The sequence below is a fragment of the Oryzobacter telluris genome (assembly GCF_043099285.1).
Lineage (GTDB): Bacteria > Actinomycetota > Actinomycetes > Actinomycetales > Dermatophilaceae > Oryzobacter > Oryzobacter telluris.
This window is the reverse complement of sequence record NZ_CP170723.1, coordinates 2,136,045-2,152,758: the sequence shown is the minus strand read 5'-3', so window position 1 is coordinate 2,152,758 and position 16,714 is coordinate 2,136,045. Positions and strand designations below refer to the sequence as shown.

General features: G+C 72.7%; 15 protein-coding genes. 5 read left to right on the top strand and 10 right to left on the bottom strand.

Annotated elements, in window-relative coordinates; all coding sequences use genetic code 11:
• Nucleotides 1-3: 3 nt before the first annotated feature.
• Entirely contained in the window at nucleotides 4-666 is a 663-nt protein-coding gene (locus tag ACFLFB_RS09820; protein ID WP_392541990.1) for an MBL fold metallo-hydrolase, read from the top strand.
• Nucleotides 667-670: 4 nt separating this feature from the next.
• Here ACFLFB_RS09820 and ACFLFB_RS09815 read toward each other — a convergent pair whose 3' ends face one another.
• Together ACFLFB_RS09815 and ACFLFB_RS09810 are read right to left on the bottom strand one after the other, a co-directional pair.
• Complete coding sequence (locus tag ACFLFB_RS09815) at nucleotides 671-1,879, bottom strand: NAD(P)-binding domain-containing protein (RefSeq protein WP_392541989.1); 1,209 nt, start codon at nucleotides 1,877-1,879, stop codon at nucleotides 671-673.
• Between the two features lie 97 nt (nucleotides 1,880-1,976).
• Nucleotides 1,977-2,771, bottom strand: coding sequence for a GNAT family N-acetyltransferase (locus ACFLFB_RS09810; RefSeq protein WP_392541988.1), 795 nt, complete (start codon nucleotides 2,769-2,771; stop codon nucleotides 1,977-1,979).
• Nucleotides 2,772-2,972: 201 nt separating this feature from the next.
• Between ACFLFB_RS09810 and ACFLFB_RS09805 the strand changes: the two genes are divergently transcribed.
• Entirely contained in the window at nucleotides 2,973-3,806 is an 834-nt protein-coding gene (locus ACFLFB_RS09805) for a DMT family transporter (protein ID WP_392545408.1), read from the top strand.
• A 9-nt stretch (nucleotides 3,807-3,815) separates the two neighbouring features.
• Here ACFLFB_RS09805 and ACFLFB_RS09800 read toward each other — a convergent pair whose 3' ends face one another.
• From ACFLFB_RS09800 to uvrB, 3 genes are all read right to left on the bottom strand, one after another.
• Complete coding sequence (locus tag ACFLFB_RS09800; protein WP_392545407.1) at nucleotides 3,816-4,856, bottom strand: TerC family protein; 1,041 nt, start codon at nucleotides 4,854-4,856, stop codon at nucleotides 3,816-3,818.
• 116 nt (nucleotides 4,857-4,972) lie between these two features.
• A complete protein-coding gene (locus ACFLFB_RS09795) occupies nucleotides 4,973-5,353 on the bottom strand; it encodes an MmcQ/YjbR family DNA-binding protein (protein ID WP_392541987.1) in 381 nt (126 codons plus the stop codon).
• On the bottom strand, nucleotides 5,350-7,461 hold the full coding sequence (uvrB, locus tag ACFLFB_RS09790) for an excinuclease ABC subunit UvrB (protein ID WP_392541986.1): 2,112 nt from the start codon (nucleotides 7,459-7,461) through the stop codon (nucleotides 5,350-5,352). The genes ACFLFB_RS09795 and uvrB overlap by 4 nt, the downstream gene beginning before the upstream one ends.
• 91 nt (nucleotides 7,462-7,552) lie before the next feature.
• Between uvrB and ACFLFB_RS09785 the strand changes: the two genes are divergently transcribed.
• Complete coding sequence (locus ACFLFB_RS09785; protein WP_392541985.1) at nucleotides 7,553-9,097, top strand: pyridoxal phosphate-dependent decarboxylase family protein; 1,545 nt, start codon at nucleotides 7,553-7,555, stop codon at nucleotides 9,095-9,097.
• On the opposite strand, the gene ACFLFB_RS09780 is transcribed toward ACFLFB_RS09785, so the two are convergent.
• The 4 genes from ACFLFB_RS09780 to ACFLFB_RS09765 are packed head-to-tail and all read right to left on the bottom strand — an operon-like array spanning nucleotide 9,039 to nucleotide 12,524.
• On the bottom strand, nucleotides 9,039-10,040 hold the full coding sequence (locus tag ACFLFB_RS09780; protein WP_392541984.1) for a CorA family divalent cation transporter: 1,002 nt from the start codon (nucleotides 10,038-10,040) through the stop codon (nucleotides 9,039-9,041). The two genes, ACFLFB_RS09785 and ACFLFB_RS09780, sit on opposite strands and share 59 nt — an antisense overlap.
• Before the next feature lie 9 nt (nucleotides 10,041-10,049).
• Nucleotides 10,050-11,246, bottom strand: coding sequence for a dephospho-CoA kinase (coaE, locus tag ACFLFB_RS09775; RefSeq protein WP_392541983.1), 1,197 nt, complete (start codon nucleotides 11,244-11,246; stop codon nucleotides 10,050-10,052).
• A 44-nt stretch (nucleotides 11,247-11,290) separates the two neighbouring features.
• Complete coding sequence (locus ACFLFB_RS09770; RefSeq protein WP_392541982.1) at nucleotides 11,291-11,758, bottom strand: PPOX class F420-dependent oxidoreductase; 468 nt, start codon at nucleotides 11,756-11,758, stop codon at nucleotides 11,291-11,293.
• 10 nt (nucleotides 11,759-11,768) lie between these two features.
• Nucleotides 11,769-12,524 (bottom strand): DUF4184 family protein, encoded by a 756-nt coding sequence (locus ACFLFB_RS09765; RefSeq protein WP_392541981.1) that lies wholly within the window; start codon nucleotides 12,522-12,524, stop codon nucleotides 11,769-11,771.
• A 76-nt stretch (nucleotides 12,525-12,600) separates the two neighbouring features.
• Between ACFLFB_RS09765 and ACFLFB_RS09760 the strand changes: the two genes are divergently transcribed.
• Both ACFLFB_RS09760 and ACFLFB_RS09755 read left to right on the top strand, forming a co-directional pair.
• Nucleotides 12,601-13,791: an acyltransferase family protein gene (locus ACFLFB_RS09760; protein WP_392541980.1), complete on the top strand. Its 1,191-nt coding sequence runs from the start codon at nucleotides 12,601-12,603 to the stop codon at nucleotides 13,789-13,791.
• On the top strand, nucleotides 13,788-14,975 hold the full coding sequence (locus ACFLFB_RS09755; protein ID WP_392541979.1) for an acyltransferase family protein: 1,188 nt from the start codon (nucleotides 13,788-13,790) through the stop codon (nucleotides 14,973-14,975). The genes ACFLFB_RS09760 and ACFLFB_RS09755 overlap by 4 nt, the downstream gene beginning before the upstream one ends.
• Nucleotides 14,976-15,098: 123 nt before the next feature.
• On the opposite strand, the gene rpsA is transcribed toward ACFLFB_RS09755, so the two are convergent.
• Nucleotides 15,099-16,616: a 30S ribosomal protein S1 gene (rpsA, locus tag ACFLFB_RS09750; protein WP_392541978.1), complete on the bottom strand. Its 1,518-nt coding sequence runs from the start codon at nucleotides 16,614-16,616 to the stop codon at nucleotides 15,099-15,101.
• Nucleotides 16,617-16,714: the final 98 nt, after the last annotated feature.

The following is a 16,714-nucleotide window of genomic DNA, read 5'->3' as shown; positions in this document are numbered from 1 at the left end:
CCGGTGACCTACACGGGAGACGTGCAGCCCGGCGGACCCAGCGACGTGCGCGAGCTGCGCCGCGCGACCATCCGCAAGATGTCGGTGTCCGAGATGCACAACAACGTCTACCTCGTCACCTGCACGGCCACGGGCGAGCAGCTCCTCGTCGACGCCGCCGACGACGCCGACCGCTGCCTCGCGCTCGTCGCCGAGGGCACCGGCCGGCTCGACCACCTCGTCACCACCCACCAGCACTGGGACCACGTCCGCGCCCTCGAGGCCGTGGCGTCGGCCACCGGGGCCACCACCTACGCCGGCGCCGACGACGCCGACGCCCTGCCCGTGGCACCCGACATCCGGCTCCGCCACGGTGACGTCGTCACGGTCGGCGAGCTCGAGCTCGACGTCATCCACCTGCGCGGCCACACGCCCGGCTCGGTCGCGCTGTCGTGGCACGACCCCGACGGCACCACCCACCTGTTCACCGGCGACTCGCTGTTCCCCGGCGGGGTGGGCAACACGAAGAACCCGGGCCAGAGCTTCGAGCAGCTCTACCCGGACGTCGTCGACCGGGTCTTCGCCACGCACGACGACGACACGTGGTTCTACCCGGGGCACGGCGGCGACTCGACCATCGGGGCCGAGCGGCCGCACCTCGAGGAGTGGCGCGCCCGAGGCTGGTGACGCGTCAGGGGTGTACCCGCTCCCGGACCAGGGTGCGGACGACGACGTCTGCGTCGTCGCCGACGCCCCACAGCAGTGAGGACCGGCGGTTGCGCAGGAAGTGGACGCCGCAGAAGTACAGCCCGGGAACGGCGGTCGACAGGTCCTCGTGGGTCAAGGGGAAGCCTGAGGCGTCGAAGACCGGCAGCCGGACCCATCGTGCGTAGTCGGGCCGGAAGCCGCTCGTGACGAGGACCGCCGCGAGGTCGGCCACCCGGATGCCGCGCGGGGGGTCGGCCACGAACGGGACGGGCTGCGGCACCTCCGGGGCATCCCGCCCCAGTCGGTCGCGCAGGAGACGGCCCAGGTCGGCGAGCCGGGCATCGCCGAAGGCGACCGACTCGGCGAGGTCGCCCGCGAAGCTCACCCACCCGTCGGCCACGCGGTCGACCCGCCCCGCCAGGGTCACGCCGAGGTCCTGCAGGACGCGGTAGTGCAGGTCGTGCCCGCCACGGGCGCCGGTCGCCTGGATGTTGCCCCACAGCCGAGCCTCCGGTGCGGGGAGTGCGGAGCGGGGCAGGTCGAAGAAGCCGGCCCGCTCGAGCCAGGTGACGACGTCGAGGCCGTCGAGCCGCCGGGGCGACCAGGGCGCGCGCCCGCAGGCCAGCACGACCTCGCGGCCCGCGAGGTGCAGCTCCTCCGCCAGCTGGACGCCGGTCTGCCCGCTGCCCACGACGAGGACGCGGCCGTCGGGCAGGTCGGCAGGGCGGCGGTAGGACGTCGAGTCCAGCACCGCTGGCCCGGTGAGCCCGCTGAGCGCCGCCGGGAGGTGCGGACGCTGAAAGGCCCCGGTGCACACGACCACCGTGTCCGCAGCGAGATCGCCCTCGCTCGTGACGAGCCGCAGCCTGGAGGTCGCGCCGCGCGTGATGGCGTCGACCCTCACCCCCTCGCGCACCGACCCCGCGCGACCCGCTGCGTAGCCCTGCAGGAACGCGATGATCGCCTCACGGTCGACGTGCCCCTCCGGGTCGGCCCCGGTGGGCTCGCTGTCGGGCAGACGCAGCGTCCAGTTGGGCGTCACGAGAGTGAAGCTGTCCCAGCGGTCGCGCCACGCCTGGGCCACGCGACCCCGTTCGAGGACCACGTGGTCGACACCGGCCGCGCGCAACCGGTGGCTGACGGCCAGACCGGCCGAACCGGCGCCCACCACGACCACTGCGCCTGCCGTCATGGGCCACCTCCCCCTCGACGATGGTCCTTCGACGGGGCCCACGCAATGGCCCGGTCGAGCCCTGACCACCGGCCCCGGCACGGCGGGTGCCGAAGGGCTACTGCGGGGGGTAGTGGCTCGGCCAGGTCTCGACCGTGCGGAAGCCCATCCGCTCGTACACGGGGTAGCCCAGCTCGCTCGCCTGGAGGTAGGCGGTGCGCGCGCCGACGGCGAAACCCTCGGCCACGACGCGCGCGGTGACGGCGTTGCCGTGGCCGCGACGCCGGTGGGCGGGCGGCGTGGCGATGTTGAAGACGCCGACGTGGTCGCCGACGACCGACCCGAAGCCCACGGTGCACGCGACGCCCTCGACCCGCCCCAGCCAGGCGGCGTTCCCGGGGACCGACAGCACGGGGGGCGACATCATCCAGCCGATGAGCTCGTCCGGTCCCTCGAAGCCCTCGACGAAGACCTGGCGTGCCAGGCGTACGGCCTCGTCGTCGTCGGGGGCGACCCTCGTGGTCACCGGCGTGTCCGGGACGACGACCGCACCGGGGTCGGTGTGGAGCATGAACGGCTCGTGCTCGACGCGCGTCAGCAGGTGCCGTGCCGCGAGGTCCGTGGTCCAGCCCGGGGCCCGGGGTCGGGCGATGACGCACCGCGGGAGACCCCGTCGCTCCAGCTCGGTGAGCCACGACGCCGCCGACTCCTCGGACGCGCCGGGCCCCACCACCCAGATCCCGTTGAGACGGGCGGCGCCCAGCCCGGTGGCGTAGCGCACCAGGTCGCGCTCCTCGTGCCACTCCCCGTCCGGCAGGCTGCCGAAGAGGCCGCGCATCGTGCTCCCGAACGCCGCGACCGCTCGCTCGGTCGCTCCGCTCGCAGGCCCGGCGTCCCCCAGCGAACCGGTCATGGCCACGCCCCTTCCCGCAGGTCCGGCCGACGGCCGCGAGGCGACGCTACGCCTCATCGGTGCGCACCACCATGGCCCGTGCGTGGGGGCCCATCGCCATCGCGGACGTCGAGGTGGACGGGCCGACGAGCACCCCGAGCCCGTGGTTAGGGTGACCCGGTGACGACCGTGGCCGACCGGGTGCCCGCTCCCCTGCTCGTCATGGCCGGCGTGGTGTCGGTGCAGTTCGGGGGCGCGCTGGCCCAGACCCTCGTCCCGGTCATCGGGGCGGGCGGGTCGGTGGTCATGCGGCTCATCTTCGCCACGGCGCTGCTGCTCGTCTTCGTGCGGCCCCGGTGGCGCGGCCACTCGCGGCGCGCGTGGCTCACGGTCACCGCGTTCGGCGTCGCGCTCGGCCTGATGAACTTCACCTTCTACAGCTCGCTGGCGCACCTGCCCATCGGTGTCGCCGTGACGATCGAGTTCATCGGCCCCCTCGCCCTGGCCGCGGCGCTGTCGCGGCGGGTGCTCGACGGCGTGGCCGTCCTCGCAGCGGCGGGCGGCGTCGTCCTCATCTCGGAGGCGCTGAGCGTGCCGTTCGGCGACCTCCCGTGGACCGGCATCCTCCTGGCGCTGGCGGCCGGTGGCTTCTGGGCGGCGTACATCGTCCTGTCCGGGCGGACCGGCGCGGAGTTCCCCCAGCTCGAGGGGCTCGCCCTGGCGATGGTCGTCGCCACCGTCGTCACGCTGCCGCTCGGCATCGGCAGCGTGCCGCTGTGGACCGGCGAGACCCTCCTCAAGGGGCTGGGCATCGCGGTGCTGTCGTCGGTGCTGCCCTACTCGCTCGAGCTGCTCGCGCTGCGCCGGCTCACGGCGCAGGTGTTCGGCATCCTGCTCAGCCTCGAGCCGGCGTGCGCCGCGCTGGCGGGACTCGTCGTCCTCGGCCAGCTGCTCAGCCCGACCCAGCTGGCCGGGATGGCGCTCGTCGTCGGGGCCTCCGCGCTCGTCCTCGGGCTCGGCGCGCGCAAGGACCCGGCGGAGGCCGCGGGCGCCTAGGCCGTCAGGTCAGGCGGAGTGGCCGCCGTCGCCCGGCCCGGGGACGTTCTTGACGGCATCGGGGTCGCGGCGCGTCTTCATCAGGCTCGCGACCGTCGTGACGCCGAGGATGACGACGATGGCGCCGAGCGAGACGGCGATCGGGATCTCCGGGACGCTGACGTGCTCACCCCCGTTGATGAAGGGCAGCTCGTTCTCGTGCAGCGCGTGCAGCAGGAGCTTGACGCCGATGAACGCGAGCAGCACGGCCAGGCCGATGCTCAGGTAGACGAGCTTCTTCAGGAGCCCGCCGAGGAGGAAGTACAGCTGGCGCAGGCCCATGAGCGCGAAGAGGTTCGCGACGAGGACGATGTAGGGCTCGCGGGTGAGGCCGTAGATCGCGGGGATCGAGTCCAGGGCGAAGAGCAGGTCGGTGGTGCCGAGGGCGATGATGACGAAGAAGAGCGGCGTCGCCAGGCGCTTGCCCGTCTCCTTGGTGAACAGCTTGGTGCCGTCGTACTCCTTGGTGGCGGGGAAGCGCGACTCCACCGCCTTCATGAAGCGGTTCTCCTCGTACTCGTCGTCGTCGCTCTCCCCCTCGCGGGCCAGCTTGACGGCGGTGTAGATGAGGAAGGCGCCGAAGATGTAGAAGACCCAGCTGAAGTTGTTGATCGCCGCGGCGCCCACCCAGATGAAGATGCCGCGCAGGACGATGGCGATGATGATGCCGACCATGAGCGCGAACTGCTGGAGCCTCTCCGGCACCGCGAACTTGGCCATGATCAGCAGGAAGATGAAGAGGTTGTCGACCGACAGCGAGTACTCGGTCAACCAGCCGGCGAAGTACTCCCCCGCGAGCTGGCCGCCGGCGAAGGCCCACATGCCGAGCCCGAACAGGATCGCCGCGCCGACGTAGACGCCGAGCGCGAGGCCGGTCTCCTTGTTCGAGGGCCGGTGCGGGTTGCGGGCGATCCAGACGACGTCGAACGCGAGGACGAGCGCCGCCACGCCGATCGTGACCCACCAGACCCACGTCGGCAGGTCGAGCGAAGGGGTCGCGGTGGGGAGCATCGAGGGGATCACCGCGTCAGCCTACCGACGGGCTCACAGGGTCGACGACCGGGCACCGGGCCGCCGGACGCGCTTCTCGCATGCCGAGCAGCCGTGGCCTGCACCGCCGTCCGGTCTCAGCCGACGTCCCAGCCCTCGGGGCGGCGGGACTTCGGCAGACCACCGACGACGAGCGCGTAGGAGGTGTCGACGGCCTCGAGCAGGGCGTCCTCGGGGATGGCGCCGCCGATGCGCAGGGTGTTCCAGCCGTTGCGACCGATGTAGGCCATGACGGAGGTGTCGTCGGGGTACTCGGCGAGCCACTCGTCGGCCTCGGCGCGGCCCTTGCCCGCCTTGACCCCGACGGCATCGCCCCCGAGGAACGCGAAGATCTTCTCGCCCACCTTGGCGACGTGGTCGCCCTCCCACGGCTGGTCGGCCCAGGCCCCGGGCTTGCCGAGGGCGTGGGCCGCGATCCGTGCCGCCGCCCCGTCGGGCGATCCCGACGCGGGGCTCACCGCGTGGCCTCGCTCATCTGACGCAGCTCCTTCTTCAGGTCGCCGATCTCGTCGCGCAGCCGCGCGGCGAGCTCGAAGTGGAGGTCGCCCGCGGCCTGGTGCATCTGGGTGCTGAGCTCCTGGATGAGGTTGGCGAGGTCGGCGGCGGCCACCGGCTCGGTGCGCCGCGCGCCGAGGGCGACGTCGGCCGCGGCCGCCCCGCGCCCGCCGCGCCCCCCGTCGCTCTTGCCGCGAGAGCGGGCCCGACCCGACCCGAGGAGCTCCTCGGTGTCGGCGTCCTCGCGGTTGAGCATGTCGGTGATGTCGTTGATCTTCTTGCGCAGCGGCTGGGGGTCGATGCCGCGCTCGAGGTTGTAGGCGACCTGCTTCTCGCGCCGGCGCGAGGTCTCCTCGACGGCCGCGGCCATCGACGGGGTGACCTTGTCGGCGTACATGTGCACCTGCCCGGAGACGTTGCGCGCCGCCCGGCCGATGGTCTGGATGAGGCTGCGGGCCGAGCGCAGGAAGCCCTCCTTGTCGGCGTCGAGAATGGCGACGAGGGAGACCTCCGGGAGGTCGAGGCCCTCGCGCAGCAGGTTGATGCCGACGAGGACGTCGTACTCGCCCAGGCGCAGCTCGCGCAGGAGCTCGACGCGGCGCAGGGTGTCGATGTCGGAGTGGAGGTAACGGACCCGCACGCCCTTGTCGAGGAGGTAGTCGGTGAGGTCCTCGGCCATCTTCTTGGTCAGCGTGGTGACGAGGATGCGCTCGCTCTTCTCGGCGCGGATGCGGATCTCGTGGAGGAGGTCGTCGATCTGGCCCTTGGTGGGCTTGAGGATGATCTCGGGGTCGATGAGCCCGGTCGGGCGGATGATCTGCTCGACCACGCCCGACGCCTTCGCCAGCTCGTACGGGCCGGGGGTCGCCGAGAGGTAGACGGTCTGGCCGATGCGCTCGAGGAACTCCTCCCACTTCAGCGGGCGGTTGTCCATGGCCGACGGGAGCCGGAACCCGTGGTCGACGAGGGTGCGCTTGCGCGACGCGTCGCCCTCGTACATCGCGCCGATCTGCGGCACCGTGACGTGCGACTCGTCGATGACGAGGAGGAAGTCCTCGGGGAAGTAGTCGAGGAGGCAGTTGGGGGCGGTTCCCGGCAGGCGGCCGTCGATGTGCATCGAGTAGTTCTCGATGCCCGAGCAGGAGCCGACCTGGCGCATCATCTCGATGTCGTAGGTGGTGCGCATCCGCAGCCGCTGCGCCTCGAGGAGCTTGTTCTGCCGCTCGAACAGGGCGAGCTGCTCCTCGAGCTCGGACTCGATGCCGGCGATCGCCCGCTCCATCCGGGCCGGACCGGCGACGTAGTGCGAGGCCGGGAAGACGTACATCTCCTGCTCCTCGCGGACCACCTCACCGGTGAGCGGGTGCAGCGTGTAGACCGCCTCGACCTCGTCGCCGAAGAACTCGATGCGGACCGCGAGCTCCTCGTACATCGGGATGATCTCGACGGTGTCGCCCCGCACCCGGAAGGTGCCGCGCGTGAAGGCGAGGTCGTTGCGGGTGTACTGCATCTGGACGAAGCGGCGCAGCAGGTCGTCGCGGGGGATCTCCTCACCGACGCGCAGCCGGACCATGCGGTCGACGTACTCCTGCGGGGTGCCCAGGCCGTAGATGCACGACACGGACGCGACGACGATGACGTCGCGGCGGGTGAGCAGGCTGTTGGTGGCGCTGTGCCGCAGCCGCTCGACCTCGTCGTTGATCGAGGAGTCCTTCTCGATGTAGGTGTCGGTCTGGGGGACGTAGGCCTCGGGCTGGAAGTAGTCGTAGTAGCTGACGAAGTACTCGACGGCGTTGTTCGGCAGCAGCTCGCGGAACTCGTTGGCGAGCTGCGCCGCGAGGGTCTTGTTCGGCGCCATGACGAGGGTGGGCCGCTGCACCTCCTCGACGAGCCAGGCGGTGGTCGCCGACTTTCCGGTGCCGGTGGCGCCGAGGAGCACCGTGTTCTGCTCGCCCGCGCGCACGCGGCGGGCGAGGTCGGCGATCGCCGTGGGCTGGTCACCCGCGGGCTGGAAGTCGGAGACGACCTCGAAGGGCGCCAGGCGGCGCTGGAGGTCGGTGGTCGGACGCATGCCCCTACGGTAGGCGCCCCCACCGACAGCGCCCCGCCCACCGACCCGCGGGCTCTGGTCGAGGGTCGGTGCCCGGTGGCAGGATCCGGCCATGGCGCCGCCCGACGAGAGCGCGCTGCCGGCTCCCGACGGCAGCACCGGGCTCGACCCGCAGGACTGGGACTCCTTCCGCTCGCTCGCGCACCGCGTGGTCGACGACCTCGTCGACCACCTCGCGGGCCGGCGCGACGAGCCCGTCTGGCGCGCCATGCCCGACGACGTGCGCCGCTCGTTCGACGGTCCGCTCCCCCGCACCCCCGCCGGCGCCGACGTCGCCTACGCCGAGGTCGCCGAGCGGGTCATCCCGTACTCGATGGGCAACGACCACCCCCGGTTCTGGGGCTGGTACATGGGTGCCGGCCACCCCGTCGGGTCGCTGGCCGACCTCGTGGCGAGCGTCATCAACCCCAACCTCGGCGGGGCCGACCACTCCCCCGTCCTCGTCGAGCAGCAGGTCGTGCGGTGGTGCGCCGAGGCCGCGGGCTACCCCACGACCGCCAGCGGGCTCCTCGTCGGCGGCGCCTCCGAGGCCAACATGGTCGGCCTCGCCGTCGCGAGGTCCCACCGGCTCGGGCCGGCCCTGCGGGAGCACGGCCTGCCCGACGGCCGCCGGTTCGCGGTCTACGGCTCCACCGAGGTGCACAGCTGCCACCGCAAGTCGTGCGAGCTGCTGGGGCTGGGTGCCTCGGCGCTGCGCCAGGTCCCCGTCGACGACGACTTCCGGCTCGACCTCGGGGCCCTCCGGTCGGCGATCGACGCCGACCGGGCCGCGGGCATCGAGCCCCTCGCCGTGGTCGCCAGCGCCGGGACCGTCAACACCGGCGCGGTCGACGACCTCGAGGCCGTCGCCGACCTGTGCGAGCGGGAGGGCCTCTGGTTCCACGTCGACGGCGCGATCGGAGGCTTCCTCGGGCTCAGCAGCCACGCCGCCACGGTGCGTGGCCTCGAGCGCGCCGACTCCCTCGCCCTCGACCTGCACAAGTGGATGCAGGCGCCCATCGACGTCGGCCTCGTCCTCGTCCGCGAGGAGCCGGCCCACCGCGCGACGTTCTCGGTCGTCCCCACCTACCTCGCCCACGCGCCGCGCGGCATCTCCGCCGGCGAGGTCTGGTTCACCGAGTACGGGCTGGCCCTGTCGCGGGGGTTCCGTGCCCTGCGCGTCTGGATGGGGTTCCGCGCCTACGGGGCCGACGCCTTCGCTGCCGTCATCGACCGCACCACGGCCCAGGCCCGGCGCCTCGCCGGACTGGTCGACGCCCACCCCGAGCTCCAGCGGCTCGCGCCCGTCGGCTGCGACATCGTCTGCCTGCGCTACACCGCCCCCGGGCTCGACGACGCCGCCCTCGACGCCGTCAACCACGAGGCGGTGATCCGGGTGCAGGAGAGCGGGATCGCGGTCGTGACCGACACGGTGCTGCGCGGTGTGGTGGCCGTGCGCGTGGCCATCGCCAACCACCGCACCCGCGACGACGACCTCGACCTCTTCCTCGAGGCGTTCGTCCGGCACGGCCGCGACGTCGTCGCCGAGACCGCGCAGGTCACCACCAGCCCTGGCGCCGCGCCCACCGCAGGAGGTACAGCGACAGCCCCGTCATGACCGCCACCACGGCGATGAGCAGCGGCCACTTCGTCGCGTCGTTGACGATGAGGTTCATCCCCAGGACACCCGACAGCGCCGCCACCGGCAGCGTGATGGCCGCGATGACCGCCAGCCGCTCGGCGGCGATGAGCATCCGTGTCTCGGTGCGGGCGCGGTAGAAGTCGGTGACGCCCTCGAGGAACTCGAGCTGGCTGCGGGTGATCGTCGCCAGGCGCTGGTACTGGTCGCGCAGGTCCTCGAGCAGGCGCGGGTCGGCGGCCTCCGAGCGCGCGGTCAGCGTCGCCGCGCGGGCCAGGACCTCGGCCCCCTGCGACGCCATCGTCCGCACGGTGAGGAGGGTGTGCCGGGTCGTGAAGAGCTCGTCGAGGAACTCCTGCGGGTGGTCGTCGTCGGCCTGGGCCATGACCCGCTGCTCCAGCGTGCCCACCTGCTGGGCGAACTCGTTGACGAGCCGCTCCTGCACGTTGGTCAGGGCCGACACCAGGGCGTAGAGCAGCGCGACGGGACCGTCGGGGCGCAGCCGGCCGGCGTCGAGGCGGGCCGCGACGTCGGCGGTCTCGCGCACCATCGACGCCACCGGGACCACCGGGTTGCGCGGCCCGTGCAGCGTCACGAGGAAGCTCGGCCCGAGGTAGAGGTCGAGCTCGAGGTAGTGGACGTGGCCGGAGTCTCCCGGCTCGGGGCGGTGCAGGGCGAGGTAGAGGATGTCGCCGTAGTGGTGCAGGCGGGCGATGTGGTTGCGCGCCAGCCCGTCGGCCGCGGCCTTGGGGTGGACGCAGAACACCTCGCGCAGCAGCGTGGCCGTGGACTCGTCCGGCTCGGCGACGTCGACCCACACCCAGGTGCCCTCGGTGCCGAGGGCGACGGGGATCGCGTCGACGTCGGTCGACGTCACGGTTCCGGTCGCCGCGTCGAGGACACGCACCGACATCCCGGTCATGTCCGGACCCTACTGCGGGGCGACCTCCGGCGGCTGCCACCCGGTGCGACGCGCCCACGCGTGGGCCCGCTCGTCGGCCTCCTCGAACCAGGGCTCCTTGGCGCGGGCGTAGTCCTGCGTCGTCGCGGCCCGGCCGGCGAGCTCGGTCTTCATCGCGGCGTAGGCCGTGCGCTCGTCGCCGTCGGCCCGCAGCCAGTCACGGAACAGCAGCGCCCAGCGCCACCCCGGCGACCCGGCCTCGCGCACGTGGACGTGCGCGACGCGACCCGGGTCGCACGAGCCGTGGTACCGCTTGGGCCACGTCGTGCCGTCCTTGCCGTTGTCGTGCCACTCCCCGGCCAGTCGGACGAAACCGGCCGCGGCCATCGCCTCGACGAACGCCGGGTCGTCGGCGTCGGCCAGCGAGCGGACCCCCACCTGGAGGTCGACGACGTCCTTGGCGACGAGCCCCGGCACGGCCGTCGACCCGATGTGGTGCAGCGTCACCGCCGTGTCCCCCACGGCGTGCCGGACGCGGGCGAGGAGGCGGTCGGCCTCGGGCGGCCACGACGGGTCGGGGACCGAGAGGGTCGGGTGGGCCAGGCGCGAGCGAATGCCGTGGCGCACGTTGAGCTCGAAGGGCTCGAGCCGCTCGCTCCACAGCCGCAGGACGGCGGCCCGCAGGGCGTCGGTGCCGCCCTCGTTGTCGAGCCAGACGTCGGCCGCGGCGCGGCGGGCGTCGTCGTCGCACTGGGCGGCGATGCGGGCGCGGGCGTCCTCCTCGGTCATGCCGCGCAGGTCGACGAGGCGGCGCAGCCGGGTCTCCTCGGACGCCCCGACGACGACGACGAGGTGGTACTCGCCGGTCATCCCCTTCTCGACGAGGAGCGGCATGTCGTGGACGACGACGGCGTCGGCGCGGGCGGCGGCCACGACCTCACGGGTCCGCGACCAGATGGCGGGGTGCGTGATGGCCTCGAGGTCGTGCAGGGCGGCGGGGTGGCCGAAGACGAGCCGGCCCAGGGCCGGGCGGTCGAGGTCACCGGCCTCGGTGAGGACGTCGGGGCCGAACCGGTCGACGACCGCGGCCAGGGCCGGGGTCCCGGGCTCGACGACCTCGCGGGCCAGCACGTCGGCATCGACGACCACGGCGCCGAGGGAGGCGAGCTGGGCCGACACGGTCGACTTCCCGGACCCGATCCCCCCCGTGAGCCCCACGCGCAGCATGTCGGCGACCCTACCGTCCGGTCGTCCGCAGCCCGGACCTGTGGTCAGCCGCCGGCGAGGCGGGCCGGGAAGCCTCCGGTGGCCAGCGGCCCCCAGCGGGTCGGGGTGACCCGCAGCAGGGACTTGCCCTGGTCGACCATCGCCTGCCGGTACTCGGCCCAGTCGGGGTGCTCCCCGGAGATGTTGCGGAAGTACTCGACGAAGGGCTCGACGTCGTCGACGGCGTCGACCACCTCGGCCTCGCCGTCGACCTGGACCCACGCCCCGCCGAAGTCGTCGGAGAGGACGAGGACGCTGACCTTCGGGTCGCGCCGGGCGTTGACGGTCTTGGCCCGCTCGGGATAGGTCGTGATGACGAGGCGCCCGGCGTCGTCGACCCCGCCGGTGACCGGCGAGGCCTGCGGAGTGCCGTCCGCGCGGGTGGTCAACAGGACGAAGTGGTGTCGGGGACGGACGAAGTCGAGGAGGTCCTCGAGGTCGACGCGGGTGGTGGTCGCGATGGTGCGTGCCATGCTCGGCACGCTACCCGCCGCTGTCCCCCACCGGTTCTCGCGCGGACGCGCGGAACCACCAGAGGGCGCAGGCGAGCACGAGCCCGACGGCCGTGCCGAGACCACCCCGGGTGACGGCCCCGAAGAGCAGGGTCTCGATCCGCGTCCCACCGGTGGCGAGACCCACCGCCACTCCCAGGACCGAGCACACCACCACGAGCAGCCACGCCGTGCGGCGCTCCCCCGGCCTGCCCGTCGACGTGCTCGGGACCGGCGGTGTCGCCGCGAGGCGGCGCACGCACCACACCGCCAGCACGAGCCCGCCGACGACCCCGCTGGCGTACTGGGCCCATCTGTAGCCGGGAAGGCCCGCGTGGTCGGCACCCAGCCACGCCACCGCCCGCACGCCCGGGCGCCCGGCGTGGGTGAACGCGTCCCACGCCACGTGGGTGAGCGCCCCGAGGACGACGCCGAGCGCCGCCCACGGCAGGTCACGCACCACGAGCCCGGACGGCAGCGGGAGCCGGTCGCCGATGGCCGGCGGGAGGAGGTCGCGCACCGGAGCGTGACCCCCGAGCCGCCAGACCGCGAAGGCCACCAGCCCCACGACGAGGTCGACGGTCACCACCCCGGTCGGCGAGTGGCTGAACCCCGCCGACCACCCACCGGTGAGGAACCACGGGTAGTCGGGTGCCATCGAGCCGATGACGAGCGCCGCGGCGGGGACGCGACCGGAGCGGCCGAGGACCGGGAGCACCGCGACGACGTGGCTGGGGGTGACGGGCACCCCCGCAGGCTAGCCAGCGCAGCCGGTCCGGCGGTGCCCACCCGCGGCGAGGTGACCGGCGGGTAGCCTCCCATCCGTGACGACCCCGACCCGACCCGACGCCGGCGCCCGCGTGGCCGCGCTCGACGGGCTCCGCGGCGTCACCATCGTGCTCGTCGTCCTGGGCCACGCCGGCAACCTCGTGTGGCCCACCGACGCCGTCGACCGGGTCCCGATCCTGCGCAGCTTCTTCCACGGCGGTGCGGTCGGGGTGTTCTTCGTCGTGGGTGGCTACATCGTCACGCGCGGGCTGTTGCGCGAGCACGACCGAGGCACGTTCGACGCGGTGCGCTTCTACCTTCGCCGCCTGGTGCGACTCGGTGTCCAGGTCGTCCCGCTGGCGGCCGCGATCCTCCTCATCCACGCCTTCGACCCGAAGGACCCGTTCACCACGCGCGCCACCGTGGAGTCGGCGGCCAACCTCGTCACCCACACCTCGAACCTCCACGCGAGCACCGACCTCCTCAACACGCGGTCCGACCTGGGCCACATGTGGTACCTGGCGGTTCAGCAGCAGGTGTACCTCGTCCTCCCCCTCGCGGTCCTCGTGCTGGCCAAGCGCCGTTGGGCCCTCGCCGTCGTCCTCGTCGAGGCGGCCGTGGCGAGCGTGCTGTGGCGGCACCACGTCCTCGAGACGACCGGCTGGATCGAGGCCACCATCTCCACCCTCGCCCGTGCGGACGCGGTCGTGATCGGTGCGCTCGTGGCGCTCGCCGCCGAGGCGGCCCACCGGCAGCGCCACCGCGCGCCGATCCTGCTGACCGTGGGGGCGCTGGCTCTCGTCGCCATCATGGGGACGATGCTCGAGATCGACCAGCAGTACCTCTACCTGCGGTGGTGGGGGGTGCTGTTCACCCTGGCGGCAGCGGTGACGGTGCTGGGCATCGCCCTCCTCGCCCGTCCCACGCCGGTGAGCCGGCTGCTCTCGACCCCCGCCCTCACCTGGCTCGGCCGGGCCTCCCTCGCGATCTTCATCTGGCACCTGCCGCTGTTCTTCCTCGTCCAGCGCCACACGACCGAGTGGACCTGGCAGCCCCGCGCGATCACGACCTTCGCCCTGCTCGCCCTCGTCGTCTGGGCCACGCACCGGGTCTTCGACGAACCGGCCCGACTGTGGCTTCGCGACCACCTCCGACCGACCTCCCGCCCCGTCCCGGCGGACGGGGCGCCGACCGTTGGGCCGCAGCTCGCCACGATCGCCGCACCGACCTCGGGAGCCCACTCGTGACCGTGGTGTCCGACACCGTCGCCCCGGCACGTCGCCGGGCCCGCCGCCCCGAACGCTCCGCGGTCCTGGACGGCGTTCGCGGACTGGCGATCCTCCTCGTCGTCCTGTCGCACTCGTGGAAGGTCTGGCCGGAGGACCGACGGGGCGACCTGGGCTCCTTCGCCGCGCTGTTCGCGAGCGGGAGCGTCGCCGTCAGCATCTTCTTCGTCATCACGGGCTTCCTCGTGACGCGGACCTTCACCGCCCGGCTCGATGCCGTCGGACCCGTCGGGCCGCTCGCCTGGTTCACGGGGCGGCTCCTGCGGATCAGCGTGCAGGTGTGGGTCCTGCTCGCAGCGGTCCTGCTCGCGTCACGGTTCGACCCGACCGACGTCACCCCGGCTGCCGTGACGCGCGAGTCGCTGGTCAGCGCGGCGACCTACACGTGGAACACCTACGTGCGGGACAACGCGCTCTCGGCCCGCTCCGACATCGGCGCCCTGTACTTCCTCTGCATCGACGTGCAGGTCCTCAGCGCCCTGCTCCTCGCCGTCCTCGTGCTCGCGCGGGCCCGCCGGGTCCTGACGATCGGGGTGCTCGTCCTCCTCGTCGGCTCGTCGGTCTGGCGGGCCCTGTCCTACCAGCAGGACGGCTGGTTCCACGCCACGCTGACGACCACCACCAGGATGGACGCGATCCTCTGGGGTGTGGCCGCCGCGCTCCTCGCGGACCGCCTCGTCGCCCTGCGCCGGGACGGCGACGGACTCCTCGGCGCGGCGACGCTCGTGGTCCTCGGGTGCGTGGCCAGCACCGCGTTCTGGGGGCTGGAGGCCTACTTCACGGTCGTCGGCCCGGTCGTCGGTGCCGGGACCGCCCTCGTGGTGCTCGCCGACACCACCGGCCGGCCCCGGGCGGGATACGCGGACCGGCTGTGGTCCTGGCGCCCCTTCGTCGTGCTGGGGCGCGCCTCGCTGACGGTCTTCCTCTGGCACATCCCGATCTTCGAGGCGGTGGCCCGGCACACGCCGCAGTGGCACCCGCTCCCCCGCACCCTCGTGGCGGCGGCGCTCCTCGTGGTCGTCGTGGTGGTCGTCGAGCGGTTCGTCGCGCGCCCGGTCACCGCCCTGGTGGCCCGGCTGTCCGCAGCCAGCGCCCGGCGGCCCGGTCGGGCGACCGCACCGACCCGCGAGTCCGTCTCCGCCTGACCCGGCCGCCGGCCGCGACGCCCCACCGCCCTGCGCCCCGCGCCGTCCCGGACGCGCCGAGGCCCGGCCACCCCGGGGGTGACCGGGCCTCGAGCGAGCCGGTGCGCCTGACGGCGCGGTGGCTCAGTTGCCGGTGAGCTTCTCGCGCAGCGCGGCGAGGGCCTCGTCGGAGGCGAGGGTGCCCTCGTTCGTGGCGGCCGGCGGGCGCGGGGCGCTGCCGGTGTCGTCCTGCGAGGAGGACGACGACGACGAGGACGAGGAACCCGACTCCGAGGAGTACGAGGTGGACTCGCTGCTGCCGGCGGCCTCGGCGTCGGCCTTGGCGAACGCCTCGACCTGCGCACGGTGGGCCTCCCAGCGGGAGTGCGCCTCGGCGTACTGCTTCTCCCAGGTCTCCCGCTGCGACTCGAAGCCCTCGAGCCACTCGTTGGTCTCCGGGTCGAAGCCCTCGGGGTACTTGTAGTCACCCTTGTCGTCGTACTCGGCGGCCATGCCGTACAGGGTCGGGTCGAACTCGACCTGGTTGGCGCCGTCCTCGTTCGCCTGCTTCAGCGAGAGCGAGATGCGACGACGCTCGAGGTCGATGTCGATGACCTTGACGAAGATGTCGGTGCCGACCGTGACGACCTGCTCCGGCAGCTCCACGTGGCGCTCGGCCAGCTCGGAGATGTGGACCAGGCCCTCGATGCCGTCGTCGACGCGGACGAACGCACCGAACGGGACGAGCTTGGTGACCTTGCCCGGGACGACCTGACCGATCGCGTGGGTCCGGGCGAAGTGCTGCCACGGGTCCTCCTGCGTCGCCTTCAGCGACAGGGAGACGCGCTCGCGGTCCATGTCGACGTCGAGCACCTCGACGGTGACCTCGTCGCCGACCTCGACGACCTCGGACGGGTGGTCGATGTGCTTCCAGGACAGCTCGGAGACGTGGACGAGACCGTCGACGCCGCCGAGGTCGACGAACGCACCGAAGTTGACGATCGAGGACACGACACCGGAGCGGACCTGGCCCTTGCCGAGCTCCTTGAGGAAGGTCGTGCGGACCTCGCTCTGGGTCTGCTCGAGCCACGCACGGCGCGACAGGACCACGTTGTTGCGGTTCTTGTCGAGCTCGATGATCTTCGCCTCGATCTCCTTGCCGACGTACGGCTGGAGGTCGCGGACGCGACGCATCTCGACGAGGGAGGCGGGGAGGAAGCCACGCAGGCCGATGTCGAGGATGAGCCCACCCTTGACGACCTCGATGACGGTGCCGGTGACGACGCCGTCCTCCTCCTTGATCTTCTCGATCGTGCCCCAGGCGCGCTCGTACTGGGCGCGCTTCTTGGACAGGATGAGGCGACCCTCCTTGTCCTCCTTCTGGAGGACCAGGGCCTCGACCTCGTCGCCGACCTTGACGACCTCGTTGGGGTCGATGTCGTGCTTGATCGACAGCTCGCGCGAGGGGATGACGCCCTCGGTCTTGTAGCCGATGTCGAGCAGGACCTCGTCGCGGTCGACCTTGACGATGACTCCCTCGACGATGTCGCCGTCGTTGAAGTGCTTGATCGTCGCGTCGATGGCGGCGAGGAGGTCTTCCTCAGAGCCGATGTCGTTGATCGCGATCTGAGGGGCGGTCTTCTCGACCGTGCTGGCAGTCATGTAGTAGGAACTCCGATGTGGACAGATGGCTTCGATGGGATGCTACGAGCGCGCGCGTGACCGACAGAGGTCACACGGGTGCTCGCACAGCCTACCCG